The sequence below is a fragment of the Massilia eurypsychrophila genome (assembly GCF_002760655.1).
GTDB lineage: Bacteria > Pseudomonadota > Gammaproteobacteria > Burkholderiales > Burkholderiaceae_D > JAFCUW01.
Window position 1 is genome coordinate 83,798 of record NZ_PDOC01000007.1, and the last position, 25,639, is coordinate 109,436.

General features: G+C 62.9%; 27 protein-coding genes. 9 read left to right on the plus strand and 18 right to left on the minus strand.

Annotated features, from left to right (window positions below; translation table 11 throughout):
- Positions 1-9: 9 nt before the first annotated feature.
- The 4 genes from soxB to CR105_RS13445 are packed head-to-tail and all read left to right on the plus strand — an operon-like array spanning position 10 to position 3,735.
- Positions 10-1,725: a thiosulfohydrolase SoxB gene (gene soxB / locus CR105_RS13430; protein WP_218968697.1), complete on the plus strand. Its 1,716-nt coding sequence runs from the start codon at positions 10-12 to the stop codon at positions 1,723-1,725.
- The gene (locus CR105_RS13435; RefSeq protein ID WP_099788971.1) at positions 1,722-2,225 is read left to right on the plus strand and encodes a thioredoxin fold domain-containing protein; all 504 of its coding nucleotides are present in this window, start codon (positions 1,722-1,724) and stop codon (positions 2,223-2,225) included. Before soxB ends, CR105_RS13435 begins: the two co-directional genes overlap by 4 nt.
- Before the next feature lie 39 nt (positions 2,226-2,264).
- On the plus strand, positions 2,265-3,275 hold the full coding sequence (locus tag CR105_RS13440) for an MBL fold metallo-hydrolase (protein WP_229413930.1): 1,011 nt from the start codon (positions 2,265-2,267) through the stop codon (positions 3,273-3,275).
- 31 nt (positions 3,276-3,306) lie between these two features.
- Positions 3,307-3,735: a DsrE family protein gene (locus CR105_RS13445; protein ID WP_099788972.1), complete on the plus strand. Its 429-nt coding sequence runs from the start codon at positions 3,307-3,309 to the stop codon at positions 3,733-3,735.
- 28 nt (positions 3,736-3,763) lie between these two features.
- Here CR105_RS13445 and CR105_RS13450 read toward each other — a convergent pair whose 3' ends face one another.
- From CR105_RS13450 to CR105_RS13470, 5 genes are read right to left on the minus strand one after another with little or no spacing between them, the layout of a single operon-like run.
- Positions 3,764-4,465 (minus strand): MBL fold metallo-hydrolase, encoded by a 702-nt coding sequence (locus CR105_RS13450; protein ID WP_099788973.1) that lies wholly within the window; start codon positions 4,463-4,465, stop codon positions 3,764-3,766.
- A gap of 34 nt (positions 4,466-4,499) precedes the next feature.
- Entirely contained in the window at positions 4,500-5,294 is a 795-nt protein-coding gene (locus CR105_RS13455) for a sulfite exporter TauE/SafE family protein (protein ID WP_099788974.1), read from the minus strand.
- A gap of 10 nt (positions 5,295-5,304) precedes the next feature.
- Positions 5,305-5,739 carry a YeeE/YedE family protein gene (locus CR105_RS13460; protein WP_099788975.1) on the minus strand — a complete coding sequence of 145 codons (435 nt, stop codon included), beginning with the start codon at positions 5,737-5,739 and terminating at the stop codon, positions 5,305-5,307.
- Between the two features lie 10 nt (positions 5,740-5,749).
- Positions 5,750-6,181 carry a YeeE/YedE family protein gene (locus CR105_RS13465; protein ID WP_099788976.1) on the minus strand — a complete coding sequence of 144 codons (432 nt, stop codon included), beginning with the start codon at positions 6,179-6,181 and terminating at the stop codon, positions 5,750-5,752.
- Positions 6,178-6,510 (minus strand): ArsR/SmtB family transcription factor, encoded by a 333-nt coding sequence (locus CR105_RS13470; protein ID WP_099788977.1) that lies wholly within the window; start codon positions 6,508-6,510, stop codon positions 6,178-6,180. Before CR105_RS13470 ends, CR105_RS13465 begins: the two co-directional genes overlap by 4 nt.
- A gap of 104 nt (positions 6,511-6,614) precedes the next feature.
- Here CR105_RS13470 and CR105_RS13475 point away from each other — a divergent pair, with 104 nt between their 5' ends.
- The 5 genes from CR105_RS13475 to CR105_RS13490 all read left to right on the plus strand — a co-directional run bounded on the left by CR105_RS13475 (position 6,615) and on the right by CR105_RS13490 (position 10,299).
- Positions 6,615-6,995, plus strand: a complete 381-nt coding sequence (locus CR105_RS13475; protein WP_099788978.1) for a protein tyrosine phosphatase family protein — start codon at positions 6,615-6,617, stop codon at positions 6,993-6,995.
- Positions 6,985-7,377: a DUF302 domain-containing protein gene (locus tag CR105_RS13480; protein WP_099788979.1), complete on the plus strand. Its 393-nt coding sequence runs from the start codon at positions 6,985-6,987 to the stop codon at positions 7,375-7,377. The genes CR105_RS13475 and CR105_RS13480 overlap by 11 nt, the downstream gene beginning before the upstream one ends.
- A 41-nt stretch (positions 7,378-7,418) precedes the next feature.
- The gene (locus CR105_RS27795; protein WP_131021727.1) at positions 7,419-7,646 is read left to right on the plus strand and encodes a hypothetical protein; all 228 of its coding nucleotides are present in this window, start codon (positions 7,419-7,421) and stop codon (positions 7,644-7,646) included.
- 121 nt (positions 7,647-7,767) lie between these two features.
- Positions 7,768-9,384 (plus strand): methyl-accepting chemotaxis protein, encoded by a 1,617-nt coding sequence (locus CR105_RS29370; protein WP_099788980.1) that lies wholly within the window; start codon positions 7,768-7,770, stop codon positions 9,382-9,384.
- A gap of 171 nt (positions 9,385-9,555) precedes the next feature.
- Entirely contained in the window at positions 9,556-10,299 is a 744-nt protein-coding gene (locus CR105_RS13490; protein ID WP_099788981.1) for a transporter substrate-binding domain-containing protein, read from the plus strand.
- A 275-nt stretch (positions 10,300-10,574) separates the two neighbouring features.
- Here CR105_RS13490 and CR105_RS13495 read toward each other — a convergent pair whose 3' ends face one another.
- The 13 genes from CR105_RS13495 to CR105_RS13545 all read right to left on the minus strand — a co-directional run bounded on the left by CR105_RS13495 (position 10,575) and on the right by CR105_RS13545 (position 25,466).
- Positions 10,575-12,062, minus strand: a complete 1,488-nt coding sequence (locus CR105_RS13495; protein WP_099788982.1) for an efflux transporter outer membrane subunit — start codon at positions 12,060-12,062, stop codon at positions 10,575-10,577.
- Positions 12,049-12,507: a cytochrome c gene (locus CR105_RS13500; RefSeq protein ID WP_229413931.1), complete on the minus strand. Its 459-nt coding sequence runs from the start codon at positions 12,505-12,507 to the stop codon at positions 12,049-12,051. The genes CR105_RS13495 and CR105_RS13500 overlap by 14 nt, the downstream gene beginning before the upstream one ends.
- A gap of 29 nt (positions 12,508-12,536) precedes the next feature.
- Positions 12,537-13,247 (minus strand): ABC transporter ATP-binding protein, encoded by a 711-nt coding sequence (locus CR105_RS13505; RefSeq protein WP_099788984.1) that lies wholly within the window; start codon positions 13,245-13,247, stop codon positions 12,537-12,539.
- Position 13,248: 1 nt separating this feature from the next.
- Positions 13,249-14,454, minus strand: coding sequence for an ABC transporter permease (locus CR105_RS13510; protein WP_099788985.1), 1,206 nt, complete (start codon positions 14,452-14,454; stop codon positions 13,249-13,251).
- Complete coding sequence (locus CR105_RS13515; RefSeq protein ID WP_099788986.1) at positions 14,451-15,602, minus strand: efflux RND transporter periplasmic adaptor subunit; 1,152 nt, start codon at positions 15,600-15,602, stop codon at positions 14,451-14,453. Before CR105_RS13515 ends, CR105_RS13510 begins: the two co-directional genes overlap by 4 nt.
- Positions 15,599-16,207, minus strand: coding sequence for a TetR/AcrR family transcriptional regulator (locus CR105_RS13520; protein ID WP_099788987.1), 609 nt, complete (start codon positions 16,205-16,207; stop codon positions 15,599-15,601). The genes CR105_RS13515 and CR105_RS13520 overlap by 4 nt, the downstream gene beginning before the upstream one ends.
- Before the next feature lie 357 nt (positions 16,208-16,564).
- Positions 16,565-17,932 carry a TonB-dependent receptor domain-containing protein gene (locus CR105_RS28875; RefSeq protein WP_229413932.1) on the minus strand — a complete coding sequence of 456 codons (1,368 nt, stop codon included), beginning with the start codon at positions 17,930-17,932 and terminating at the stop codon, positions 16,565-16,567.
- A 39-nt stretch (positions 17,933-17,971) separates the two neighbouring features.
- Positions 17,972-18,355, minus strand: a complete 384-nt coding sequence (locus CR105_RS28880) for a hypothetical protein (RefSeq protein ID WP_229413933.1) — start codon at positions 18,353-18,355, stop codon at positions 17,972-17,974.
- Positions 18,342-18,617: a hypothetical protein gene (locus CR105_RS28885; protein ID WP_229413934.1), complete on the minus strand. Its 276-nt coding sequence runs from the start codon at positions 18,615-18,617 to the stop codon at positions 18,342-18,344. The genes CR105_RS28880 and CR105_RS28885 overlap by 14 nt, the downstream gene beginning before the upstream one ends.
- Positions 18,618-18,993: 376 nt before the next feature.
- Positions 18,994-19,386 carry a DUF2946 domain-containing protein gene (locus CR105_RS13530; RefSeq protein ID WP_229413935.1) on the minus strand — a complete coding sequence of 131 codons (393 nt, stop codon included), beginning with the start codon at positions 19,384-19,386 and terminating at the stop codon, positions 18,994-18,996.
- 173 nt (positions 19,387-19,559) lie between these two features.
- Positions 19,560-21,818 carry an outer membrane beta-barrel family protein gene (locus CR105_RS13535; protein ID WP_099788988.1) on the minus strand — a complete coding sequence of 753 codons (2,259 nt, stop codon included), beginning with the start codon at positions 21,816-21,818 and terminating at the stop codon, positions 19,560-19,562.
- Positions 21,819-21,955: 137 nt separating this feature from the next.
- Positions 21,956-23,239 (minus strand): PepSY-associated TM helix domain-containing protein, encoded by a 1,284-nt coding sequence (locus CR105_RS13540; protein WP_099788989.1) that lies wholly within the window; start codon positions 23,237-23,239, stop codon positions 21,956-21,958.
- A 7-nt stretch (positions 23,240-23,246) separates the two neighbouring features.
- Entirely contained in the window at positions 23,247-25,466 is a 2,220-nt protein-coding gene (locus tag CR105_RS13545) for a TonB-dependent siderophore receptor (RefSeq protein ID WP_099788990.1), read from the minus strand.
- Between the last annotated feature and the right edge of the window lie 173 nt (positions 25,467-25,639).

Here is a 25,639-nt window from a genome sequence, read left to right on the forward strand (position 1 = left end):
AGAATGGGAATGAATCGGCGCGAGTTTGCGCAACTGCTGGGAATCGCCGCCGCCGGCGGCATGCTGCTTGACGCGAAGACGGCGCTGGCGGGCACGGCGACGGCAGGCAACCTGTATGACATGCCGCGCTTCGGCAATGTCCACTTCCTGCATTTCACCGACTGCCACGCGCAGCTGAAGCCGGTGTATTTCCGGGAGCCGAGCATGAACCTCGGTGTCGGCGCGGCCGCCGGCCGCATTCCTCACCTGGTCGGTGAACGCTTGCTCAAGCAGGTCGGCCTGAAGCCGAACACGCCGCAGGCGCATGCATTTACCGCGCTCAATTTTGAACAGGCAGCGCAAACGTATGGCAAGGTCGGTGGCTTTGCCCACCTCGCGACACTGGTCAAACGAATGCGTGCCGGCCGGCCCGGCGCCCTGTTGCTTGACGGCGGCGACACCTGGCAGGGTTCCGGGACTGCGTTGTGGACCAACGGACAGGATATGGTCGACGCCTGCCTGCAACTCGGCGTGGACGTCATGACGGCGCATTGGGAAATGACGCTGGGCGACAAGCGGGTGCAGGAAATCATCGGCAAGGACTTCAAGGGCAAAGTCGACTTTGTGGCGCAGAATGTCAAGACCACCGATTTCGGCGACCAGGTGTTCGCGCCGTACGTCATCAAGCAGATGAACGGTGTGTCGGTGGCAATCATCGGCCAGGCATTCCCGTACACGCCGATCGCCAACCCGCGCTACATGACGCCCGAATGGAGCTTCGGCATCCAGGAAGAGAACATGCAGAAGATGGTCGACGAGGCGCGTGCCAAAGGCGCCAAGGTGGTGGTGGTGCTGTCGCATAATGGCATGGATGTGGACCTGAAAATGGCGTCGCGGGTGCGCGGCATCGATGCCATCATGGGCGGCCACACGCATGACGGCGTGCCGGTGCCTGTCGTCGTCAGCAACGGCGGCGGCAAGACGCTGGTGACCAACGCCGGCAGCAACAGCAAGTTTCTCGGCGTGCTCGACTTCGATGTGCGCGAGGGAAATGTACGCGCGTTCCAGTATCGCTTGCTGCCGGTGTTCTCGAATCTGCTGCCGGCGGATCGGGACATGGCAAACCTGATCGACAAGGTCAGGGCCCCCTACGAGGCGAAGCTTGGCGAGAAGCTGGCGATGACCGAAGGCACCCTTTATCGCCGCGGAAACTTCAACGGCACGTTCGACCAGTTGATCATCGATGCGCTGATGGAAGTCAAGGGCGCCGACATGGCCTTTTCGCCGGGCTTCCGCTGGGGCACATCGTTGCTGCCGAACAGCCCGATCCTGATGGAGCACCTGATGGACCAGACCGCGACGACGTATTCCTACAGCACGCTGACCGAGATGAGCGGCAGCACGATCAAGACCGTGATGGAGGACGTCGCCGATAACCTGTTCAACCAGGATCCGTACTACCAGCAGGGCGGAGACATGGTGCGCGTCGGCGGCATGACGTATGCCATCGAGCCGAACGCGGCGATGGGTTCGCGCATCAGCGACATGCGCCTGGGCGGCAAATTGATCGACGCCGGCAAGACGTACAAGGTGGCCGGCTGGGCGCCGGTGGCCGAGGGGGCGCAGGGCGAGCCGGTGTGGGACGTGGTGGCGCAGTGGCTGAAAGCGCGCAAGACCGTCACGCCGCGCGTACTCAATACGCCGCGCCTGATCGGCATGCAAGGCAATCCCGGAATGCTGGGGTGAGCATCGCCTCCCGCGGCCGCTACGCGCTGCGCATGCTCGCTGCGCTGACGCTGTTCGCCGGCGGCGCCCAGGCGGCACAGCCCGCCTTGGCGGCGCCGCGCGATCTGCGCAGCGATGGCGCGCTCGCCACCATCCACGGCAACCCGCTGGTGATATTGTTCTCGCTGCCGCAGTGCCAGTATTGCGCCGTGGTGCGGCGCAACTACCTGGCGCCGCTGACGCGCATGCCGGGCAAGCAGGAGCGTCTCGTCGTGCGCGAACTGGAATTGACCGACACGGCGCCGTTGGCGGGATTTAACGGCGAGCAAACCAGCGGCCGCATGCTGGCGGCGCGCTACGGCTTGCAGGTGGCGCCGGCGGTCGTCATGCTTGACCGCGACGGCCAGTTGCTGGTTCCCCCGCTGCTCGGCGGCGACATCGCCGGCATGTACGGCGCCTACCTCGAGCGCTCGCTCGAAGGCGCGCGCGCCAGGCTGGCCGCCGCCGCGCCGACGCGCTAAATCGATCCTCAACCTTAACCCCTTCAGACGAGAGCCCGCGTGAACAACTTCTACAACACCGAACATTCAAGGACCGCGCCGCAATTGTGGCGCCGCTGGCTTTCCGGCATGGCAGCAGGGGTGCTGGCGCTCGCCGCGGTCCAGGCGTTCGCCCAGCCGATGGCACTGACGCCGGTGAAGATTTCCCCGCATGTGTATTATTTCCACGGGCATACCGGCATGGCCGATCCGGTCAACCAGGGCTTCATGTCGAATGCCGGCTTTGTCGTCACGCCCGACGGCGTGGTGGTATTCGATGCGCTCGGCACGCCGGCACTTGGCGAGGCGATGCTGCGCGCGATCCGGACCGTCACGCAACAGCCAGTCCGGCGTGTCATCGTCAGCCATTACCATGCCGACCATTTTTATGGACTGCAGGCGTTCAAGGCCGCCGGCGCCGAAGTGTGGGCCCATGAACACGGCCGCCAGTATCTGTCCTCGGATACCGCGCCATCGCGCCTGGCGCAGCGCAAGGCCGACCTCAAGCCCTGGGTCAACGATCAGACGCGGCTGGTGCCGGCCGACCGCTGGCTGCGGTTCGATGCGGACAAGACGATTCGGTTCACGCTCGGCGGCGTACGCTTCCGTGTGCTCGACATGTCGGCCGCCCATTCGCCCGACGATATCATGCTCGCCGTCGACGACGACAAGGTGCTGTTTGCCGGCGACCTGTTTTTCACCGGACGGATTCCGTTCGTCGGAGAGGCCGACAGCAGGGTCTGGCTAGGCGCCCTCGACGACATGCTGAAGATCGCGCCGGCAGTGGTCGTGCCCGGACATGGCGAGGTGTCGCGCAAGCCGATGAAGGACCTGGAGCTGACCCGCTCGTACCTGCTGCACCTGCGCCGCGCGATGGGCGAGGCGGTGGCCGACATGGTGCCGTTCGAAGAGGCCTACCAGAAAACCGACTGGAAGGCGTTCGCTTCCTACCCGGCCTTTGTCCAGGCAAACCGGATCAATGCCTACCAGACCTACCTGCTGATGGAGCGCGAGAGCTTGCAGGCAAAGTAGCACCCCGCCATCTCACCCATACGGAGTCATCATGAAAATCGCTCGTTCCCTGCTTGCCGTACTCGTCCTCGCATTTGCCTCGTGCGTCACCGCCGTAGCAGCCGACAGGGAGGAAAAGGTCGTCTATCACATGAACGAAGCGGCCAATCCGATGGCCGCGCTGAACAACATCCGCAATCACCTGAACGCCAGTCCGAAGGCGAAGATCGTGGTGGTCACGCATGGCCCGGGGATCGACTTCCTGCTCGACGGCGCCATGGACAAGAATGGCAACCCCTACGACGCCGTGGTGCAGGAACTGGTCAATCGCCAAGTCCAGTTCCGCGTCTGCAATAACACGCTCGAGACGCGCAGGATCGACCGCAAGCGCCTCATTCCAGAGGCGACGATCGTACCCTCCGGTGTCGCCGAGGTCAGTCGCCTGCAGGTGCAGGAGGGGTACGCGTATATCAAGCCGTAGCCGGCGTCATCCCCGGCGAACGGGGCAGTCATGCCCCGTGCGGCAGCCCGAGGTTCTGGTTCGCCGGTACCGCGATGTCGATCAATTTCGGCTTCGGCAAGTCGAGCGCCGCCATCAAGCTGGCAAACTGTGCCTTGCTACGGTTGGCCAGGCGAGCGTTATGCCGCTTCTCCCATCCAATCGTCGATACCGACTGGCCCTTGTAGTCATGGCCGGGCCACACGCGTGTGGTATCAGGCAGCGCAAACAGCTTGCCGATGACGCTGTCGTACAGCGCCGCCGAGCTGCCGCTCTGGAAGTCGGTGCGGCCGCAGCCGTCGATCAGCAAGGTGTCGCCGGTGAACACATTGCCGCGCCAGAGATAGCTGACGCTGCCTGCCGTGTGGCCTGGCGTGTGCAGCACTTCGATCCGTTCGCCGGCGCCGAAGCAGATGACGTCGCCGTCGTCCAACTGCACCTCGGCCGGCGTGATGCCGCAGCCCGACGGCACCGCGGCCTGGGCGCCGGTCACCTCGCGCAGCTTGCCGGCGGACGTGACGTGGTCGGCATGCGCGTGCGTTTCCAGCACATAGGCCAGCGTCAGGTCGAGGCGCTTCAGATGCGCCAGGTCGCGCTCCCAATGGCGCTCGACGGGGTCGATGATGACGGCAGAGCGGTCGTCGTCGGCCACCAGGATGTAGGTAAAGGTCGATGATTCGACATCGAACAGCTGAACAGGATTGGTATTCATCTTGGTTCTCCAATGACATGAGGGGTACAACGTTTCAAAGTGCCGCCTTCAACATCATGCCGACGGCGACTGCCGCCGACACGGCGGCGAAGCCGATCTGCAAATGGGGGCCGGCCAGCCGCGCCGATACCAGGCGCCCGGCCAGCATGCCGGCCAGGGCGCCGACGGAAAACGGCAGCGCCACGCTCCACACGACGCCGCCGGTGGCGGCGCTGGCGACCACGCCGGTGACGGAAACCAGCGCAATCACCGCCAGCGAAGTGGCCACCACCGAGCGCATCGCCAGATCGGTGTAGCGCTGCAGCGCCGGCACCATGACGAAACCGCCGCCGACACCGAGCAGGCCGGAAAGCAGGCCTGCCGCGGTGCCCGATAGCGCCAGCGCGCGCGCGCAACTGCTGGTCCAGATGAAGCGGCCAGTCGCGCCGTCGCGCTGGCAAGGATGGACGGCATGGACATTGGCGGCCGCGGCCGGTTGCGTCGCCTGGCGGAACGTCCGCAACGCCACCAGCAGCAGGATCATCGCGAACAGGACGCTGAGCCAGCGGTTGTCGAGGCGGTGCGCCAGCCACAGGCCGAGCGGCGACAGCAGCATGCCGGACCCGGCGATCAGCAGTGCGGCGCGGTAGCGCACGATCCCCTCGCGCAAGCCGAGCACGGCGCCGAGCGCCGCCGCCATGCCGACGGCCAGCAGGCCGATCGGACCGGCCTCGGCGACGCTCATCTGGATGCCGAACACCAGCAGCGGCACCGCCAGGATGCCGCCGCCGGCGCCGGTCAGCGCGAGGATGACGCCGACCACCAGTCCGAGTGCGAGTACGATCGACATGGCGCTGTCCTTAAGCTGTCTGCTTGCGGCGTGCCGGCAGGCGTTCCAGCATTTCGAAGATCAGCATGCCGACGATCATGGCCGCAACAAAGATCAGCGGCTTGCTACCGCCACTGGCGAGCGAAGCCAGCGCCGGGCCGGGGCAAAAGCCGGCCAACCCCCAGCCGGCGCCGAAGGCGATGCCGCCCAGGACCAGCCGGCGGTCGATGTGGGTGGCGTTCGGCAGCCGCATCACGTCGCCGAGCAGCGACTTGTCGCGACCGGCCGCGAAACGAAACGCGATCAGTCCGACCAGGATCGCGCCGCCCATGACGAAGCCGAGCGACGGGTCCCAGCGACCGGCAAGATCGAGGAAACCGATGACCTTGGACGGATCGGTCATGCCGGAGACGATCAGGCCGAGGCCGAAGACGAGCCCGACAACGAGTGCCATGATGATGTGCATGATTTGCTCCTTATCCAATGAGGTGGCGAACGATGAAAACGGTGGCGAAGCCGGCTGCCATGAAGCAGGCCGTCGCCACCAGCGAGCGTGGCGACAGGCGCGACAGCCCGCAGACGCCGTGCCCGCTGGTGCAGCCGGCGCCGTAGCGCGTGCCGATGCCGACCAGCAGGCCGGCGGCGACCAGGGTGGCGGTACCGGCATCGACCTGCACTTGCGGCAGCGGCGCGTACAAGCCGTAGAAAACCGGGGCCGAAATCAGGCCGAGCAGGAAGGCGACGCGCCAGGCGACGTCGCCCTTCGGCCATTGCAGCAGGCCGCCGAGAATGCCGCTGATGCCGGCGATGCGGCCGTTGAACAGCACAAACATGGCGGCGGCCAAGCCGATTAATGCGCCGCCAGCCAACGAGGCCCACGGCGTGAAACTTGCCCAATCGATCATCATGATGTTGCTCCATTCGTTTTTTCGCAGTACAGCTGGTAAAGCACTTGCATCACTGCCATCGCCTCGCTGCTGGCGATGCTGTAGAAAATCTGTTTGCCTTCGCGCCGTGTCGTCACCAGCGCCTCTTCGCGCAGCACGCCGAGCTGCTGGGAAAGCGTCGGCTGCTGGATGCCGACGATGCTTTCGAGTTCGCTGACGCACAGCGGGCCTTGCGCGAGTTGGCACAGCAGCAACAGGCGGTCGGGGTTGGCGAGCACCTTCAGCAAACCGCATGCCTGGGTTGCAGCGCTACGCATGGCGTCCGGGTCAAACTGGACTGGGTGGTTCATTCAAATTCCTTTCGTCGTCTTGTACGAAAATATAATATGCCAAAACAAAATATAAGTCAATATAATGTTGATGTGGCCAAGTCGGTCACGTTTCGGGAGATTTCATGCAACTCACACCACTAACCGCGACGCTGTCGGCGTCGCCGCAACTCCAGCTGTCAGAGCTGCGGTTGCTGCGTGATGCCGGCTTTCGCAGCATTATCTGCAATCGGCCAGACGGCGAAGACGCCAATCAGCCGACCTTTGAACAGATCGAGCAGGCTGCGCGCGACTTGGGAATGCAGGCGCGCGCCCTGCCTGTGGTAGCGTCGATGATCGGCGAGAAGGACGGTGCGGCATTCGCGGCGCTGTTGGCCAAATTACCGGCCCCGACGGTGGCGTATTGCCGCTCGGGCAAGCGTTCCGCGGCATTGTGGACGCTGGCGCGCAGACTGCGGCCGGAAACTGAATCAATCAACATCTCAGGAGAGAAAAATGACAATTAAATATGGATTCGGCAAGACAGTCGCTGGCCCGTTCGATGAAGCTGTCCAACGGGTCACGGCCGCGCTGCAGACCGAAGGATTCGGCATATTGAGTGACATCGATGTCGCCGCCACGTTGAAAAAGAAGCTCAACGCCGATATGCCTGCGTACCGGATATTGGGCGCTTGCAATCCGGCGCTGGCACAGCGGGCGATCCAGGCGGAGCCTTCGATCGGATTGCTGTTGCCGTGCAACGTGCTGGTTCGCCAGCTCGCCGATGGCGCCGTCAGTGTCGAATTCATGGATACCGATGCCGTGCTGCAGCTGGTGGACAAGCCCGCCGTTACCTCGCTCGCCGGCGAGGTGCGCCAGCGGCTCGAGAGAGTGATGGCCGCCGTCTAGCGCGCTCAGGCCTCCGCCCGGGCGGCCGATGAGCCAGAAACGTGCGCGCGGCGTTTCGCCGGCTGCCGCCAACTCTGCCAGGCAACCAGCGCAATGCCAGCCACCGGCTTGCCGCGGCCTCGCTCGAGAAATGCCGGTTGGTCCGGACCAACCGGCAGTTAATTGATAATTACGGCGACCCGATACGCGCAAATATGGCGACACGAACGATGGACGTAGTTGATATTGCACCGTTCGTTAAAAATGTCGGCAAAACGCTGTTGCGCTAGTGCCTCATCGGGTCATCGAGTGGTCCGCAATATCACAATTGCTTCTCGTAATTTTTGGTTTCAATCCATAATGGACTGTCGCGGCGATATTGGCCCGTAGTTCTCAAGACGGAAAGATCAAATGAAATTACGTAACAAGATGGCGACCTGCATGGCAGTCGTCTTCACATTTTTTGCCATCGCGCTCGGCGTTGCCATTTCTGGCATGCAAAACGCAGCGACGCAGTTCGATAAGTTTATCGAGCGCGACCAGGCGTTTCTCGCCGCCAGCACCAATCTCTATGCCCAGGGTCTGCAAATGGGCCAGGCGCTGCGCAACGTCATCCTGTCGCCCACGAACCAAGTTAGTTACAAGAATCTGGATGCCGCGCGCGAGTCATTTTCGAAAGAATTGTCGACTGCGTTGACGCTGGCCCGGGACGATCGGGAAAAGACGGCGACGCTGCAGAAGGTGAAGGCGCTGCAGGAGCGTCAAACGGAAATGCAGAAAAAGATCGTTGGCTTGGCCGTGGAAAACCAGGGCGCCGCTATCGAGAGTCTGAACAACGAAGAGACACCGCTGTGGCGTCAGATTCGCGGAGAACTGCTCGAACTCATCAAATCCAAGAATGCTGCGGTTGTCGTTGCGAAGGTGGATCTTGCGAAACGTACGCAGGCAGCATTGACATACAGCCTGCTATTGGCAGCTGGCGCCATTATCGGCGGTGCGGGCGTCGCGTTCTGGCTCACACGCAACGTCATGCGGCAGTTGGGTGGCGAACCGGATTATGCTGCCTCAATTGCCGCCTCGATTGCCGCGGGCGACCTGACGCGTCAGATCGAAGTCGATAATGAACATAATTCTGCCAGCTTGCTGTTTGCAATGCGCACGATGCAGGACAGCCTCGCTGCGCTGGTATTGAAAGTTCGCTCGGGCACCGATACGATTACCATCGCGTCGGGGGAAATCGCGGCAGGAAACCTCGATCTGTCGGCCCGCACGGAAGAACAAGCCAGCTCGCTGGAAGAAACGGCGGCATCGATGGAAGAACTGACGTCCACGGTGCAGCAGAACGGCGACAGCGTGCGCCAGGCAAACCAGTTGGCCAATGTGGCGTCGGAAGTTGCCACCAAGGGCGGTGATGCCGTCGCGGACGTCGTCGGCACCATGGAATCGATCAATGCATCGGCCAAGCGAATTGTCGACATCATCGGGGTGATCGACGGAATCGCGTTCCAGACCAATATTTTGGCGCTGAATGCAGCGGTCGAAGCGGCGCGCGCTGGCGAGCAGGGGCGCGGATTTGCCGTCGTCGCGTCCGAAGTGCGGAACCTGGCGCAACGCAGCGCCGCGGCCGCCAAGGAAATCAAGGAACTGATCGGCGATTCGGTCAGCAAGGTGGAAGCTGGAAGCCGTATGGTCAATTCCGCCGGTGCGACCATGACCGAAGTGGTTGCAAGCGTGAAGCGCGTGACCGATATCATGGGCGAAATCGCCTTGGCCGGACAGGAGCAAAGTGCAGGAATCTCGCAGGTGAATCAGGCTATTGCACAGATGGACCAGGTGACCCAGCAGAACGCGGCACTGGTCGAAGAGGCCGCCGCAGCCGCCGATTCAATGCAGGTGCAAGCCAAAGAGTTGTCAGCGGTGGTAGCCACGTTCAAGCTTGCCACGCGGGCGATGGCGCCCCATGGCAGCACCCACGTTGTGCGGCCCGACAGGACCGCTGCGATGCCGCTGCGACCACGGTTGCGGTAGTCATTGCCCCGGTGTGCCTGAGCTTGTTCGGCCAGATCGCAGTATCCTGAATGTTCCAGGTTAAGTATCGGTAACGCGGTTCTATCGGAACCTCGGTGCTGGCGGGGCGTTCGCAAATAACTGACATGAGGTGCAATTTTGGGCGGTCCGCTATCACGCTCCAGGATACAAGTGCTGGGCGCCGTAGCCCTGATGGCGGTCGTCCCGCCCCTGCTCGCGCGCATGCCGAGGGTAGTTGTGGTGACTGCGGAAGACGTCGAGGATTCGTTTATTGGCGCATGGCTCAAATTGATTTATACGGATGCCTACGGACGGCTGGGATATGAAATGACGCTCCGGTCGTATCCGGCCAGGCGGGCGTCGGCGATGTCCGACTCGGGTCTGGTGGACGGCGAAATCAACCGCTACAGCAATTACGGCGAGATGCATCCGCAGATGATCCGTATCGATCCCCCACATTTTTCCATTGGTTTTTGTGCTTATGGACGCCCATCAGTGCGGGTTGGACCAGGATGGACGGGCCTGTCGCAATTCGGCGACCCGCAGGTTGATTACCGCAACGGCGTCGCACGGTGCGAGGAAATGCTCGCCACTGTCTTTCCCGCATCGCAAATATCCGTCGTGAATAACGCAACCCTCGGGATCCGCAGGCTTGCGCAGCGCCGTACTGACTTGTATGTCGACATCGAGAGCGTGGTCGATCGGGTGTTGAAACAACCGGAATTTGTTCGTGCTGGAATTCGGCGGTTATCGATTGTCGAAACGGTCGACATGCATTGTTACGTGCATCGATCGAAGCGCGAATTGGTGCGGCCGGTATCAGCAGTGCTGACCGCGATGAAGAAGGATGGCAGTATGGAACGTCATCGCAAGGCGGCCCTCCTTGCAGTTAGCCAGCGAAGTCTCGCAGGCTGAATCATTCGGAGCAGGCCCAAATCACCCAGCGTTTGTGACCTCGGCGCAGGGAGGCGTGCCGCATGCGATCTCGCCCAAACCCATAAGATGCGCGAGCGCCATGTCCTGGCTGAGCGGGATCATGAGCGCCTCATTGCGGTTTCGAAAGTGGCAATCCACACGGAAGTATCGGCGAGCACGCCAATCGCCGGCCCGGCTCCGGCCAGCGACGGGGTACTTCCGGCATTTCGGATGGCCCGCGTTGTGGTCGCCTGACATCAGGTTAGGGTATAGCCTCAACTGACACCACCTCCCATGGCCTGATACAAAGCAACACTATCGACTAGGCGTTGTGCCTGGGCCGCAACTATCTTGACCCGGATCGACTGTTCCTGTTGCTGCGCGATGAGCAGTTGCAGGTAGCTGGCCGCGCCCAGCCGGTATTGCCGCTCGACCGACTGCAAGGAGGCCTGTGCAGCCATATCGGCGGCAGCGAGGGCAGTCAAAGTCTGTGCATCGCTTTCCACCGCGCGCAGGGTGTCGGCGACGTTACGCAAAGACTCCAATACGACGCTCTGGTAATTGGCTGCGGCGGCATCAAAAGCGGCGAGCGCCGCTCTTTTTTGCGCGGGTAGCCCTGGATTAAAAAGAGGCTGGGTGAGCTGCGCAACGAGGCCCCACACTGCCGAGCCAGCACCGAACAGGGCACCGGTGGTCAGCGCTTGAGAGCCAAGGTTGGCGCTCAGGTTGATTTGTGGGTAGAGCTTGGCGACAGCCACACCATAGTCTGCATTGGCCACTTGCAACAGCGCCTCTGACGCCTGGATATCCGGTCGGCGGCGCACCAGTTCCGAGGGCACGACGAGCGGCATCTCGGCGGGCAAAGTGAAACCGGCCAGAGTGAAGGCCGGGATGCCACCATTGCCAGGGGCACGACCGGCCAGCACCGCCAGTAGATGTTCGGTTTGTTGCAGTTGCTTACGCAGCGCAGGCAGTTCTGCCCGCGTTTGCTCCGTCTGAGCTTGGAGGCTTAACGCTTCATCGGGTGAGGCCTGACCGATACGCACGCGTTCATGGGCCAGGCGCAGCTGCTCATCCTGCCCGCGCAAAATGGCAGTAGTGGCTTCTAGTTGCGCGGCGAGGCGTGCTCGGGTAATGGCAGCGGTTGCCATGTTGCCGGCAAGAGCCAGGCGCGCAGCATTCAGTTCGAAGCGACGGTAGTCGGCGCGAGCAGCCAGGGCTTCGAGTGCGCGTCGATTGCCGCCAGCCAGATCGAGCTTGTAATGCACGCCAACGCTGGCGTTGTAGAGGCTGAATTGACGTGCGTCTCCGCTCAACCCTTGGCTACTGGGACTCATTTGCTGGCGCTGAGAACCCAGTGCGACCTCGACCTGTGGATATTGCGTCGAGCCCGCCTGTGCGGCAAGAAGCTCCTGCGCCTGTCGCAAATTGGCGCTGATGCTCGCCAGCGTCGGGCTGACATGGAAAGCTTCGTTGATCAGTCCGTCGAGTGCGGATGAACCCAGGCTTTGCCACCATTGCGTTCGGATCGGAAGCGCTTCGACTAGACGTTGTGTTTCGCCGAACTGCGTGGGAGCGGCGGCAGTTCTATCAGCCATCGGTGTTGCGGTGTAGCGAGCCACGTCGGGTACGGTGGGACGCTGAAAATCAGGGCCGGCGGCGCAGCCGGCCAGACTGAAGGTGACCAGACCAGCTACCCAGAAAGGTGCCGCAATCCGTCCTTCGAGGCTGATGAGGCGCTGGCATGTTTTAGCGTGCTCCATAAAAATGCTCCACGAAAGGCTTGCGGAAAGCTTGATGGCAGCCCATGCAGCTTTCCTGCACGCGGGCGAAGGACTCGATCACCGCCTTGCCGTCGCTGCGCGCAGCAGCCTGTTTCATGGCAAGCGCCGCCTCGTGGGTCTGCGCATCGAAGCTTCTGAACCTGCCCGCGTCAGCGCCGAGATACGCAAAGATGCGTATTTTTTCGGTCAGGGGTGGCGCCGGGTGTGCCGCAATTTTTGGGGCGAGCTGAACTACCTGCGCCCAATCCTCCCGCGAAATGGCACCGGTGGTGGCCTGCATGTTGCTACCGAGTTCCTGCATGATCTTGCGCAGCGCCAGCGGCTGCGCGCCGGTGGCGTCGCCGGCCTGGGTAGGCCCCGGAAAAGCCCCTGAAATCAGGCAAGCTGCAACGGTGATGGTGATAACTGCTTTGCTGTTGGTCATGAAATTCTCCTGTGATTGAAGCGGTTGTGTCATTCGAACTGGCGCCCTTCGCCGGCTTCCTCATGGGTCACGCCGTCGCGGATGTGGTAGATGCGCTTGAAAGTGGGGATGATCTTTTCATCATGGGTGACGACGATGATGGCTGTCTCGTACTTCCGGGCCATGTCGTTGAGGATGCGGATCACCGCCATGGCGCGTTCGCTATCGAGGGGAGCCGTGGGCTCATCGGCCAGGATCACCGGCGGACGATTGACCAGGCCGCGCGCGATCGCCACCCGTTGCTGCTCACCACCGGACAGTTGCGACGGCATCGCGCGCGCCCGGTGCTGCACATCGAGTGCCGTCAGCAGTTCCAGTGCCCTGGCGCGCGATTGCCCATTCGGGATACTTGCGAGCATCGGCAGCAGCGCCACGTTGTCGGTGACGTCGAGGAACGGGATCAGATACGGCGCCTGGAAGACGAAACCGATCTTGTCGCGCCGCAAGGCACGCAGGTCACGCACTTTCCAGCCATTGTCGTAGATCACTTCCTCGCCCAAGGTCATGCGACCGGCGGTCGGATTAATCACCGCGCCCAGACATTTGAGCAGCGTGCTCTTGCCCGACCCGGAAGGGCCAACCAGGCCCACCACTTCGCCAGGGGCCACCTGCATGTCCACGCCTTTCAAGGCATCGACGGCGGTATCGCCCTCGCCATAACGTTTTCTCAATCCTTCGATGCGAATACCTTTGCCATTCATCTCAACCTCCAATAGCTTCGGCCGGATCGACCTTGAGCGCCATTCGAATGGCGACGATGCTGGCCAGCATGCAGATTCCGAGTACGGCGAAAAAACCGGTGATGGAGTCGAACGGGATCAGCAGTACGTACTTGGGGAACAGGGGCGCTGAAAAAGTGGCTGTGATCTTGCCGACCACGAAGCCAATCACGCCTAGGGCGAGCGCCTGCTGCATGATCATCGCGGCGATAGTCCGGTTGCGTGTGCCGATGAGCTTCAACACGGCTATTTCGCGGATTTTGTCCATCGTCAGCGAATAGATGATGAAGGCAACGATGGCCGCGCTAACGATGGCCAGAATCACCAGGAACATGCTGATTTGCCTGGCCGAGGTGGCGATCAGCTTGCCGACGAGGATGCCTTCCATCTGGGCCCGGGTATGCACCGTCAAACGCTTCCAGCGGCGGATGGATTCGGCCACCTCGTCCGGCCCATGACCAGGCTTTAGCGTGACGAGCACGGCATTGACGAACGCGTTGGTGCTCTGTGACGCAATTGCGGCATCCAGCAAACCTGGAACACCAGGTCGATTGAAAGCCGGGTTAGCTTCAGTGCGACGCCGGCTTTGCCTAATGGCGTCGTTGTCCTTGAGGAACTGAGCCTCTTGGGCATCCTTGAGCGGAATGAACACCATCGGGTCGCCACTGGACGACACCATGCGCCGCGTCAGCCCCACCACGATGTAATGATTGCGTCGGATGGCAAGACGATCCCCCAGTTTGAAGCCACTGGCGATGTCTGCGACTGCCTCGTAGTGAGCGCGCGTGATCTGGCGTCCAGCGACGAGATAAGGAGGCCATCCGGGTGTAGCCCCCAACTCGCCGGGCGCGATGCCCACCACCATGGCGCGTACATCACTCTCGCCCTTGCGTACCTGCGTGGTCAGGTAGGTCGCGTTCGCTGCCTGGGCGACGCCAGGCATGGCGAGGATGGCGCGATACACATCATCGTTGATGCTGGACGACTCCGCATAAGGACCCAGTGTATCCTTTTGCACCACCCAAAGGTCGGCGCCACTGTTGTCGAGCAAGGCCTTGCCGTCGTCCACCATGCCGCGGTACACCCCAGCCATGACCAGGGTGACGCCGATCAGCAGACCGAGACCGATGCCGGTGAAGACGAATTTTCCCCAGGAATGGAGAATGTCGCGGCCGGCCAGGCTGATCATCGTGCCACTCCTGGGATATGGTCGACGACATGGATGCGGCTGCGCGCCGTCAGTGCCTTTTCGCTATAGGTCACAACCTGATCCCCAGTCTTGAGCCCTTCGCGCACCTGCACGTAACCATTGAGGTCGGAAGTGCCGAGCTTGACCGGGGCGAAATGCAGATCGCCATCGACGATTTGCCAGACACCGACTTTGTCGCCCTCACGGCGGACGGCCGCGTTGGGGATCAGTGGAGCAGCCCGCAGCGCCGGCAAGTCAACCGTGACTTCGGCCAGTTCACCCACCGGTGGCATAGGTTCTGGTTTATTGTCGAATGTGACCTTGGCGAGCGTTTCCTCGGTTACCGCGTCGGCCTTGGGTTCCACCCGCAGCACGCGACCTTTCAAGCTCTGGCCGCCGCGCGAACGCAGGACGATAAGACTCGGCAACCCGCCAGCGAGCCCCGATGCGCTGATCTGGTCGAAGCGCGCATTGATCCACAAACTCTTGGGGTCGATCACTTCCACCACGGCCTGGCCCGCGACGATGGTCGTGCCGGGATCGGCATCGCGCACGGCCACTACACCGTCGACCGGCGCGATCAGGCGCAGATTGTCCCGCTGCGCGACAAGTCCTTCGCGCTCGGAGCGTGCGCGGACAATATCTTCCCGAGCGGCAGATAAGGCGGCATCGGCGATCTGCAACTCCTGCCGCTTGGTGGTGACGATTTCCTCGCTGGTCGAGCGCACCGCAAACAATTGCTCGTAGCGGCGCGCCTGGATTTGCGCGTAGGCTTGCCGGGCTTGTGCCTCGCGCAAAGCCGCTTGCGCACGCTTGAGTGCCGACTCCTGTGAGCGCACCCGGTCATCGAGGTCGACCGGCTCCATCTCGCCGAGCACCTGTCCGGCCTTGACCTGGTCGCCTACCTGCACCTCGAGGCGTTTGACGCGCCCGGCAAACGTCGGCCCGATCTTGTAGGTGTAGCGCGCCGCCACCGTGCCGATGCCGAACAGCGCCGGTGTGATAGCCCGTGATTCCACGCTTGCCACCGTCACAGCGACCGGGGCGAGCGGCCCTGATCGCAGGCCGACATAAATAAAAAGCGCTAGCAAAGGGATGATGACGGCAAGCAGCGCCAGGGTGCGGCCTCGCAAGGGCAACTTCTTCATTGCGCACTCCTTATGCCACGCCGATAAATTGCAAAGACGCGCGGCGCATCGCGGTGCATCCGTCCCACATCGCCCGCCAACAGCGATTGCATCACCAGGCCCTGGATTGTGCCAATGAACAGCGTTGCCGCCGCCTCATTGTCCAGCGAGGCAGGCAACTCGCCGCTGGCCTTGCCTTTCTCGATGAGACGATGCAAACGTTCGCCGTAGCGCTGAATCAAGGTATGCACCATTCGCTTCGATGGCGTTGATTCAGCACGCTGAAGCTCACCAAATATCATTCTTGGCACGCCGGGGTGCTCAGTAACGAATTCGATATGACTCATGAACATTGCCTCCATGGCTGCCAAGGGCGACGCGATTCCTTGTGCGGACCGATCAATTTTGGCTAATAGGTGCTCTGCAACCCACTCCATGACCGCCTGCCAAATGGCTTCCTTGTTCGGGAAGTGCCGAAACAGCGCACCCTGGGTCAAGTTCATGTGTTTAGCGATAGCCGCAGTGGTTATTTCGCTTGGGTTTTGTGAACCGGCAAGCGCCACGACGGACTCGACAGTTACGGCACGGCGTTCATCGGCCGGCAGATGCTTTGGATGGGTGTTCACGAGCACTCCTGATAAGGTAGTAATTGATTACTAGCTTACCACGAGAAGCAACTCATGCAAGGGAAAACCCGACGCACTCGTCAATATCGAGGGTCTGCAATGGGCTTAACGTGCTGTATTTTCCGTTTTCCGGGACGTCCCCAGATAGGGCGCCGCCCTTCGCCGTCCGCGTGCACGGAAGCGCGACTGGCCTGCCTGGCCGTGAGCCTCGGGATACCCACGTCATTGCCTCGTCGCGCACCTAGCCTATCCGTGTGTAGATGCGTCCGTCATCGACTTTCTTGACAAAATGCGTCGATCAGCCAGTGGCGCCAGCCCTGACGCCGCTGGTCGACTTCTTTACCCATGTCGCCCTGGCTAAAAGCGAAATGAAACGCCAACGTCGAGCGAACGTCCGGGCGCGGGCAAAGTCTCCAGCGTGCCGGCTCTGTTCGCTGCGAGACCGCTCAGGTAGACGCCGCCAAGCGGATCGCTGTACTGCCTGTCCAGCAGGTTGCTCACCCCGGTAGTGAACAGCAGACCATTCTTCACCTGATATGCGGCGCGTGCGTTCAGCAGTGCATAGCCTGCCGTCGCGGGCTCAAGCCGCCGAGTATCGACCCGATCCTTGCACGCCACGACTTTGAGCTCCACCTGAATGTTCCATTGCGCGCTGCGCTGTTCGATGGCGAGCGTCATGTTGGGCGGCATCATCCGGTAAAGGTATCCACCGTCGGCGCGCTTGCCAAGGGTAAGCGAGGTGTTGCCGATGAAGCTCAGATCGCCCACCGCCGTCCGGTTGGCAAGCGGCGCTTTCCACGACAGGTTGGCGCCGTACAAACGCGCATCGTGGTTGGCGAATTGCAGCAGTGCACCTTTGGCTTTCATTGCCATGTAAGGATTAAAGCTGCCCAGCACGTCAACGTCGATGTAGTCAGGCACGCGGTTGTAGTAAGGAGCGATCTTGACGAACCAGCTGTCGCGTTCGATGCCGTGCCAGTGGAATGTGGCGCTGAGACTGTCCGCAACTTCCGGCTTCAATTCCACGTTGCCAACATACCCATTGCCATCGCCAAACCAGTTCGTCATCGTCATCGCCATTACACCACGGCCCCAGGCGAAGCGTTCGTACAAGTTGGGCGAACGGGTCTTGCGTCCGAATCCAAATTCAGCGTCGAAACCGGCGTGAGGCTGATAGCGAGCGGTCGCCGTCAGGTCGAGGTTCGAATCGCTTTTCTGCCTTGCGCGCGCGTTGAAAGCGGTGGCCGCCGCCGCATCGGCGGCATTCATCATTCCGGTCGAATAAGCCTGCACCGGTCCCGCATCGGAACGCACGCGCTCGTGGCGCGCGCCCAACAGGGTAATCCATTCGGCGCCATGATGATGGACAATCTCGCCGTAGAACGCCAGCCTGGTGCGGTGGCCGTCCGTGATGTTGACGTAGGTTTGTGGCCCCATCATCATTGAGCCGGCAACGGCAGGCCAATAATCCTGCAGCTCGAAACCATGGTATTCATGCCCGATTCGCACCAGAGCGTCGTCGTCCAGCGCAATGGTGGCGCGCGCCGTGTAACCAACGTTCTCCCCTTCGGTAATCATCGGCATCGTGCCCTTGCGCTCCGGCGTGAAGAATCCCATCTCGTGGCCCGTTCGCTGCCAGTAGGCCGACAGGTCGAGCTCGCCCCAACCGAGCTGCCCAAGGTAGGTCAGTGTTGCATGTTCGGCCGAGTTGTCCGTCATGTCCATGTACTGGTTCGGAAAGGCCTGGTAGGGAATATGCTGGGTTCAGGCGCGCAGAGTCACCCGATGCTCTTTCAAGCGGTACCCCAGCGTGGCGCCGAAGTTGGTGCTGCTGTACATGCTGGCCAACACGGTCTTGCCGTTGCCATCACGGTAGCTGTGCGCTTTCGCTTTTGCCGCATCGAAGGAAACGCTGAAATTCTCGCTTGCGACCGAGCCGCTCGCGCCCAACGATACCGTGTGGTTGACGCTGCGGGTGGTGAGCGAAACGCTGCCATCGGTGCGCAAACCGGTGCCCGGCTTGGCAAAAACCGGGGCCGCCGTCGATATGTTGATGGTGCCGCCGATGTTGTCGCCGCCATTGCTGACCGGCGTGATCCCTGCGGTCAGTTCGATCGACTGAACTTGCTTCGGGTCAATGTAGGACATTTGGCGGGTTCATGTGGTTGGCGCAGGCGGAGGTCACTTCCATCGCGCCGATACGAATCTTGAGCCGGTCATCGCCCAGGCCGTTGACCATCGGCAGTCCCGACACGCCGCCGCTCGCGGCGACGGTAAATCCGGGCGTGGACGACAGCAGGCCCGCGCTGTCGCTGCTCGCTTCCATGCGGTAGGGGTAGCTCTCGAGCAATTTCGCGGAGATGACGACGGTAGGAATCGGGGCTGCGGGCGTATTGTGCTCGGCGAGCACGGGGGCAGAACTACCAGATGCCAAGAGGATAGCGAGGGAGATGCGGGAACGTTTCATAATTACCTTTGAGAACATCGAATGTTGTTGTTCATTAGTTCTTAATCAATTGTCGTGCGCCTGCCATGCATGATTCAATGATTTAGATCAACTATAGAAAATGGACCGATGCTCCTGCGCCGACCCGCAGCCTGGGCGAGCGAGTTGAAAAAGCGCGCGCGTGCCTGACCGAACCGGCCCGCTGGGCGGGCGTTTGTCGGGCCATCCACAATATCTAATTGGGGACTGCAGGAGCGAGGTGGGCGACGTGGGTCTCGAAAGAGCATGGCTGATCGCGTCGCCGGGCAGTGCGCTTCAGGTCAAGCCAACGGCGACGGGATCAGACGGATGCGGGCGGCGCGCGCGATTGCGCGACAGTCCAGATGGCGAGGGGATGTGGCGCCTGGAAGAAAAGGAAGGGATGAGTGTCTTGCGTTTCGATCAACGGGAGGATGAAGCCTGCATTGGGCGGCAAGGCAAACGACCCGGCGTGCGTGGCACAGAACGGACAATGTTCGAGGTGAATTGAATCCTGCGTGGCCGGATCGGCAATTCCGCCCTGGTCAAGGCTTACCTTGACGAACTTCGTGCCGCCAACGCTGCAAATCTCGGACCAGGTTCCGCCCCGCGACATCGACAAGGCATGGGAAACCGACGGCGCAAGCGCGGCGACCAGCATCGCAAAACATGCGATCCAGGCGGCGAAGCGGTGCGTGATTCGTCTCATTTCCATGCGGAAATTATATCAGTGGGAACGGTATTCCGTAAGTTGAAAGAACCAAAGCTTGCGGCTGCCCGGATTGCGCCTCTCATGCACGCTCCTCGAATCAACTGTGATGTAAGTCTGCATCACACCGATCATGATTGCAATCATGAGCGTTCGCGAGGGGAGCGCTTGGCTTCCCATCAGGCGCCGTCCGGCCCCGGTCCGCCCGCTCCACCGGGCCCCATGCCGCGACCCATGCCACCCGCTCCGCGGCCAGGCCCACGCTGGCGCGAGCTCTCCTCCGGCGCGCGCGCGGCCGGTCCGCCGAAGCGGTACGACAAGCCGACATACAGGATGCGGCCGTCGAAGCGCCGCGTGCTGATCTCGCGCAGCGTCGCGCTGTCGACCACGGTTGCCATCTTGTTGGTGTCGAACAGGTCGGTGACGTTCGCCACCAGCGTCAGCTGCGGTGTCAGCACGTGGCGCACCGACAGGTTCATGGTCGAACTGGGCGAACGGTAGCCCTGGCCCGACAGCGTCTTGCCCTGCATTTGCAGCGCCAGCTGGAGCGACGTGGCGGCGTCGTACTGGTAGTTCAGACGGGCGCGCGCGCTCAGCGAATTGGCTGTGCGGGTGCGCAGGACGCCCAGGCTGTCCTGCGACGTCAGCTCGTTGCGCGCCAGGTTGCCGTTGGCGTTGATGGTCAACGTCGGCGTCACCTTGCCGCTGACCGTAAATTCGAGCCCGCCGGCGCGGCTGCCGGCGCCGTTTGCGCGCGTCGTCAACAGCACGTTATCGTCGAGGAAGTAGCGGTAGTCGACGATGGCGTCGGTATCGCGCCGAACGTACCCGCGCAGATTGGTCTCGAGGCCGGCCATGCGCGTCTCGTAGCCAAGCTCGAACGAATCGGTCCGGGTGGGTTTGAGGTTCGGATTGCCGGAAAAGACGTTAAGGTCATCGCGGTAGATCACCGCCGGATTGAGGTCGGTGGCGCTGGGCCGGCGCAGGCGGTGCGCGTAGCTGAAGCGCAGGTTGCTGTCGTCGCTGACCTTGTAGGTAGCGAAAAAGCTCGGCATCAGATTGGTGTAGCTGTTCCTGGCGGCGGCGCTGCCCAGGCGCTGGTGAATATCGAGATCGGTGTACTCGGCGCGCAGCCCGGCCTGGGCGCCCCAGCGCTCGTTGATGCGGGTCTGCCAGGAGCCGAACAGCGCCGCGGTGTCTTCCTCCAGTTCGTACTCGCTGCTGCGCCGCGGATTGTCGATGCCCACTCCTCCGATGAAGTCGGTGTAGACGGTCTGGCTGCTGCTGCGGTTACGCGCCAGCTTGTAGCCGAATTTGGCCGCGCCGCCGGCCAGCGGCCGGTCGTAGTCGCCGGTGAAATCGACGATGCGGTTGCTCATGTCGTTGTGCTGGCGCGCCTGGGTGTTGACCATGCCGGGGCCGAAGATGGCGTAGGTGTTGGCGTACTCGCTGTCGCCGACGTTGGTCGCGGACGACACGCGCACGTCGAACTTGAGCGTCTCGCCAGGCAGCGCTCCCTTGTGGTCGTAGCGCGCGCCCCAGCTGGCGTTGCGGCTGTCGCCTTCGCGCGCGGTGACGCGCTCGTAGTCGGACAGCGGCACGCCGCCGATGCCGTCGAAGATGTAGCGGTCGCGCCCTTGCTGGGCGTTGCTGCGGCCGTTGAACGAGGCGGTGGTGCTGACGCTGTCGTTGGCGCCGATGTTATAGCTGACGGTGCCGTTCACGCCGACCGAGTCGTTCAAGCCGGCGCCGACCGATTGCTGGGTGCTGTGCACCATGGCGCCGCTGACGCGGTCGAGGCGATCGCGGCTGGCCGTGCCGGTGGAGTTGCGGCCGTCGTGGCGCACGTTGATGCCGCCCTGGTAGCCCCAGGCGCCTTCGTTGTAGGTGCCAGAGACGGCGCTGTTGTAGCGGCCGGCCGAACCGAGGTTGGCGTTGGCCACGCCGGCGCCGCCCGGCTTGCGGTTGCGCCGCATGACCATGTTGAGGATCGGCCCGCCGCCGCCTTCGTTACCGAACTGTGCGCCCGGATTGTTGATCACCTCGACCGACTCGATGTCGTCGGCCGCCATCGCCTGCAGGCCGGCGCCGCGGTTATCGCCCTGCAGCATGGCCGACGGTTTGCCGTCGACCAGGATCTGCACATTGCTGCTGCCGCGCAGCGTGACGCTGCCGTCCGGATCGACCGCCACCGACGGCACATTGTTCAGCGCGTCGGCGGCGGTGCCGTTGCTGCTCGAGGCGTCCGAGCGCACGTCGTAGACCTGGCGGTCGATGCGGTTGGTGGGACGCTCGCCGGCGACCGTCACCGATGGCAGCACCTGGGCCGGCGCGGTCGCCGGCGCCTTGGCGGGCGCGGTGGCGGCGTCCTGCGCAAAGGCGTCGGCGTGAAGGAGGGCGGCGCCGCTAAGGCAGATGGTCAGGAACGAATTGTGCATGGATCGAGTGGTCAGGTAAGGCGCGCTGGTTGGCAAAACAGGATGTCAGGCGCGAAGCCTAGCGCACTCCGGCCGCATTCAAGGCGCGGCCTTACCAAACCTTACACGAACGTACATGATTTGCCACAGTCGATACATTAGGAAACATAGCCGCAGATCCGCCGCGGTGCGCCGCGATAGCGCCGCAGCACCGCCAGGCGCGCGGCGCGCTTGCGCCACCAGATGATCACGCCGGTCACGCTGAGCATGGCGACGATGATGCCCATGAATGAGATCAGGATGCGCCCCGGCAGGCCGAGGATGCGCCCCGAATGCAGCGGGAACTGCGCCTGCACGAAGATATCGGCGGCGGTGCCCTTCCACGGCCGGCGCTCGCCCAGCACGCGGCCGTCGCCATCGTAATACAGGTAGGCCGGGCCGACGCCGCCGGCGCCATGGTCGTCGCCCGGCTTGAAGAAGCTGATGCCGTAGACGCCGAATTCGGGCGAATAGAACACGCCGCCGGCCGGCTCGCTCCAGCCGCGCCGGCCCGATTCGGCACTGGCGGCGCCGATGATCTGCGCATACGACAGGCGCGGCTCGATCGGGTGCTGGCTATCCTTCGGCACGATGGTGTCGAATGGCGACGGCGTGACTTTGGAGACGGTCTTGAGCAGCGGGTAAAACACTTCGCTGTACAGGTTGAGCGAAAACGCGGTGAAGGCGAGGATCAACAGCAGGCCCCAGGTCCACAGGCTGAAGGCGCGGTGCAGATCGAAATTGAGCCTGGCGCCGCCGGCGCGCCAGCGCACCAGGAAGGCCGGCTTCCAGCGTTGCCACCAGGTGCGCCTGGCGCTGGCGGGTGACGATGGCGCCGGCGGCTCGCCCTTGCGGCGCACCGGCAAGGTCAGGTAAAAGCCGACGAAGCTGTCGATCGTCCAGATCACCGCGATGGCGCCCATCAGCCACACGCCCCATCGGTCGATGCCCCACATCGCGGGGATATGCAAGGTGTAGTGCAGCTTGTAGAGGAAGGAGACGAAGGTGGCGCGGGTGATCGGCCACACCGCGCCCCACTCGCGCCGACCCAGTTCGGCCCCGGTGACCGGATCGACGAACAGCTGGTTGAAGCCAGGTTCGTGCAGCTTGCCGGTTACGGCGTCGATCTTTGCGCCGATGCCGAAGGCGACCGAGCGGCCAGGCGTCACGTGCAGCGGCAGGTAGGTGACGCGCAGATGCGGATACTTCGCCTCGAGCTGCTGCGACAGCGCCAGCGGCGATTGCGCCGCGCCGCGGCCGGGCGCTTGCATCAGCTTCGCATTGAGCAGGTCGTCGAGCTCGTGGTCCCAGGAGATGACGGCGCCGGTCACGCCGCTGACGAACAGGAAGGCGGCGGTGACGAGGCCCGCGTAACGGTGGATCGAGGTCCAGAATGTGCGCACGGTGGCCTCAGAAACGGTATTTCAAGGTCAGCGATGCGCTGCGTGGCGCCGCATGGGTGATCGCGCCGTAGGCGGCGAACATGCCGAAGTGCCGCTTGTCGAGTGCATTGCTGATGTTCAGCTGGGCCGACAACTGGCGGCTGATGTCGTAGCGCGCCATCAGGTTGACCAACGCGAACGAATCCTGCTCGATCAGGCCATTGCTGCCGGCCGGCGCCAGCGGATCGAGCGTGTACGTGCGGCCTTCCCAGTTCACGCCGGCCCCAAAAGTGAGCGCGCTCCAAGCGCCCGGCAGCTGGTAGGACGTGAAGGTGCGCAGCAGTTTGCGCGGGTAGACGCTGTTGACGTCCGCGCCGGCGGCATCGCGGGCGCGGAACTGCGAATAGCCGGCGCTGACGTTCCAGCCGCGCGCCAGTGCGCCCGACACTTCCATCTCGAAGCCTTCGCTGCGGGCGCCGGCGGCGGCGCGGTAGTACGTCTCCGGCAGCAGCGCGCCGGCGCCGTCGCGGTCGACCAGGCCGGCTTCCTGGCCCAGCTTGTCCTGCCGGATCTGGAACAGTGCAAACGACGTGTTCACGCGACCGCCCAGGTATTCGCCCTTGATGCCCGCCTCGTAGCTCTTGCCCTTGACCGGATCGAGCAGGTTGCCGGCGAAGTCCTTGAGATTTTGCGGCTGGAAGATGTCGGTGTAGCTGGCATACACCGAATAGGTGTCGCCGAGGTCGTAGACGATGCCGGCGTAGGGCGTCAGTTCGTCCTCGTGCTCGATGGCGTAGGCCGGCGTGTACAGGCCGCGGCCGGCTTTTTCATAGCTGGTCGCGCGCGCGCCAAGCACCACCTTGAGGGCGTCGGTCACGCTCAGGCGCGTCATGCCGTACCAGCCCTGCTGGCGCGTTTCGGCGCTTTCATAAAAACTCGGCGCGCCCCACGCCGGCTGCGGATAGGCGTTGCCGTTCCAGGTGTTGAAATTACCCACGCCGGAATCGCGGCTGCCGAAATCGGCGGCTCGGCTGTCGGACCGGAATTCCTGCTTCATGTTCAGGTAGCCGAACGCCGCCTCGTGCTGGCGTCCGAACAGCGCGAACGGGCCGCTGGCGTGCAGGCCCACATCGTCTTGTTTGGTGCGGGTGGCGTACGAGCCGGAGAAGGCGGACATGCCCTCGCCGGTTAAGCGGTCAGGCACGCCGGACAGGTAGAGCAGGTAAGAATCGGACGAGCGGTCGCCATGGCTGGCGTTGGCGCGCAGCTTCCAGCCATTGCCGAACCGGTGTTCGAGATTGACGAATGCGCTGTCGTAGTCGGTCGGCCAGCGGGTCCAGCCGGCGGCGCTGGTTTTCGACGCGTCCCAGTTGGTTTTGGTGCCGTCGGTGTACCAGTAGGGCAGGCCGCCCCACATCGGCCCGGTGGGGCTGGTCTGCTGGTGGCTGATGCCGGCCGCTAGCCAAGTGCTCGCACCCAGATCGGCTTCGATCGTGGCGTAGAACGTCTTGCTGCGGTTCGACGCCAGGTCGACCCAGCTGTCGCTGCGGTCGGCTTCGGCGGTGACGCGGCCGCGCACCGTGCCGGCCTGGTTGAGCGGGCTTGATAGGTCGATCAGGGCGCGGCGCTGGTTCCAGCTGCCGACCGATACTTCGACCGAACCGGTCAATTGCTTGGCGCTGGCGCGCTTTCGCATCAGGTTGATGGCGGCCGACGGATTGCCGGCGCCGGTCATCAGGCCGGTGGCGCCGCGCACTACTTCCACGCGGTCGTAGATGGCCAGGCTGCCGGCCACTTCGCCCGCGCTCCAGGCCTGGTCCCAGGTGCTGGCAATGCCGTCGATCTGCAAATTGGTGATGTCGAAGCCGCGGGCAGTAAAGCCGGCGCGGTTGGTTTCGTACTGGTTGACCGACACGCCGGTGACGTTGTTGACGACGTCGGTGACCGACAGCAGCGCCTGGTCCTCGATGCGTTGCTGGGTGATGACTGAAACCGATTGCGGCGTGTCGCGCAGCGACATCGACAGCGGCGTGGCGGTGCGCGCCCGCCCGCTGGTGTACGAACCGGTGCCGTCGGTGGTCTCGCCAAGTCGGTGGCCGCTGATCTCGACCTTTGGCAGCACTTGCGGCTTCGGCTCGGCAATGTCGGCTTCAGCGGCGAGCGATGCTGCGCAGGGCAAGGTGAGGGCGACGCAAACGGCCAGGCGGTCGAGGCGAAGGTGACGGCGGGGGTGGGCATAGAGGTTCATGAATTTTCCATCGCAAAAATTGGGGCGAACGGGCGCGATTTGCCGACCACAGGAATGTGGGCAAATTCGCCAGTGACGAGGTTTGATAACCGAAATGATAATCATTCTCATTTAGGATGTCAATGCCGCGATGGCCGTAAATTGCGGGGAGCTGTCCGATCAAAGGTCGGGTA

Excerpts from the sequence above, each read along its gene's own strand:
- CR105_RS13515 (WP_099788986.1), bottom strand. The coding sequence starts at position 15,602 with ATGAAGAAGTTGCCCTTGCGAGGCCGCACCCTGGCGCTGCTTGCCGTC.
- CR105_RS13545 (WP_099788990.1), bottom strand. The coding sequence starts at position 25,466 with ATGAACCTCTATGCCCACCCCCGCCGTCACCTTCGCCTCGACCGCCTG.
- CR105_RS13495 (WP_099788982.1), bottom strand. The coding sequence starts at position 12,062 with ATGGAGCACGCTAAAACATGCCAGCGCCTCATCAGCCTCGAAGGACGG.
- CR105_RS13465 (WP_099788976.1), bottom strand. The coding sequence starts at position 6,181 with ATGATGATCGATTGGGCAAGTTTCACGCCGTGGGCCTCGTTGGCTGGC.
- CR105_RS13475 (WP_099788978.1), top strand. The coding sequence starts at position 6,615 with ATGCAACTCACACCACTAACCGCGACGCTGTCGGCGTCGCCGCAACTC.
- CR105_RS28880 (WP_229413933.1), bottom strand. The coding sequence starts at position 18,355 with ATGTCCTACATTGACCCGAAGCAAGTTCAGTCGATCGAACTGACCGCA.
- CR105_RS29370 (WP_099788980.1), top strand. The coding sequence starts at position 7,768 with ATGAAATTACGTAACAAGATGGCGACCTGCATGGCAGTCGTCTTCACA.
- CR105_RS13510 (WP_099788985.1), bottom strand. The coding sequence starts at position 14,454 with ATGATCAGCCTGGCCGGCCGCGACATTCTCCATTCCTGGGGAAAATTC.
- CR105_RS28875 (WP_229413932.1), bottom strand. The coding sequence starts at position 17,932 with ATGGACATGACGGACAACTCGGCCGAACATGCAACACTGACCTACCTT.
- CR105_RS13535 (WP_099788988.1), bottom strand. The coding sequence starts at position 21,818 with ATGCACAATTCGTTCCTGACCATCTGCCTTAGCGGCGCCGCCCTCCTT.
- CR105_RS13455 (WP_099788974.1), bottom strand. The coding sequence starts at position 5,294 with ATGTCGATCGTACTCGCACTCGGACTGGTGGTCGGCGTCATCCTCGCG.
- CR105_RS13460 (WP_099788975.1), bottom strand. The coding sequence starts at position 5,739 with ATGCACATCATCATGGCACTCGTTGTCGGGCTCGTCTTCGGCCTCGGC.
- CR105_RS13500 (WP_229413931.1), bottom strand. The coding sequence starts at position 12,507 with ATGACCAACAGCAAAGCAGTTATCACCATCACCGTTGCAGCTTGCCTG.
- CR105_RS13445 (WP_099788972.1), top strand. The coding sequence starts at position 3,307 with ATGAAAATCGCTCGTTCCCTGCTTGCCGTACTCGTCCTCGCATTTGCC.
- CR105_RS13530 (WP_229413935.1), bottom strand. The coding sequence starts at position 19,386 with ATGGAAATGAGACGAATCACGCACCGCTTCGCCGCCTGGATCGCATGT.
- soxB (WP_218968697.1), top strand. The coding sequence starts at position 10 with ATGAATCGGCGCGAGTTTGCGCAACTGCTGGGAATCGCCGCCGCCGGC.
- CR105_RS13480 (WP_099788979.1), top strand. The coding sequence starts at position 6,985 with ATGACAATTAAATATGGATTCGGCAAGACAGTCGCTGGCCCGTTCGAT.
- CR105_RS13450 (WP_099788973.1), bottom strand. The coding sequence starts at position 4,465 with ATGAATACCAATCCTGTTCAGCTGTTCGATGTCGAATCATCGACCTTT.
- CR105_RS13505 (WP_099788984.1), bottom strand. The coding sequence starts at position 13,247 with ATGAATGGCAAAGGTATTCGCATCGAAGGATTGAGAAAACGTTATGGC.
- CR105_RS13470 (WP_099788977.1), bottom strand. The coding sequence starts at position 6,510 with ATGAACCACCCAGTCCAGTTTGACCCGGACGCCATGCGTAGCGCTGCA.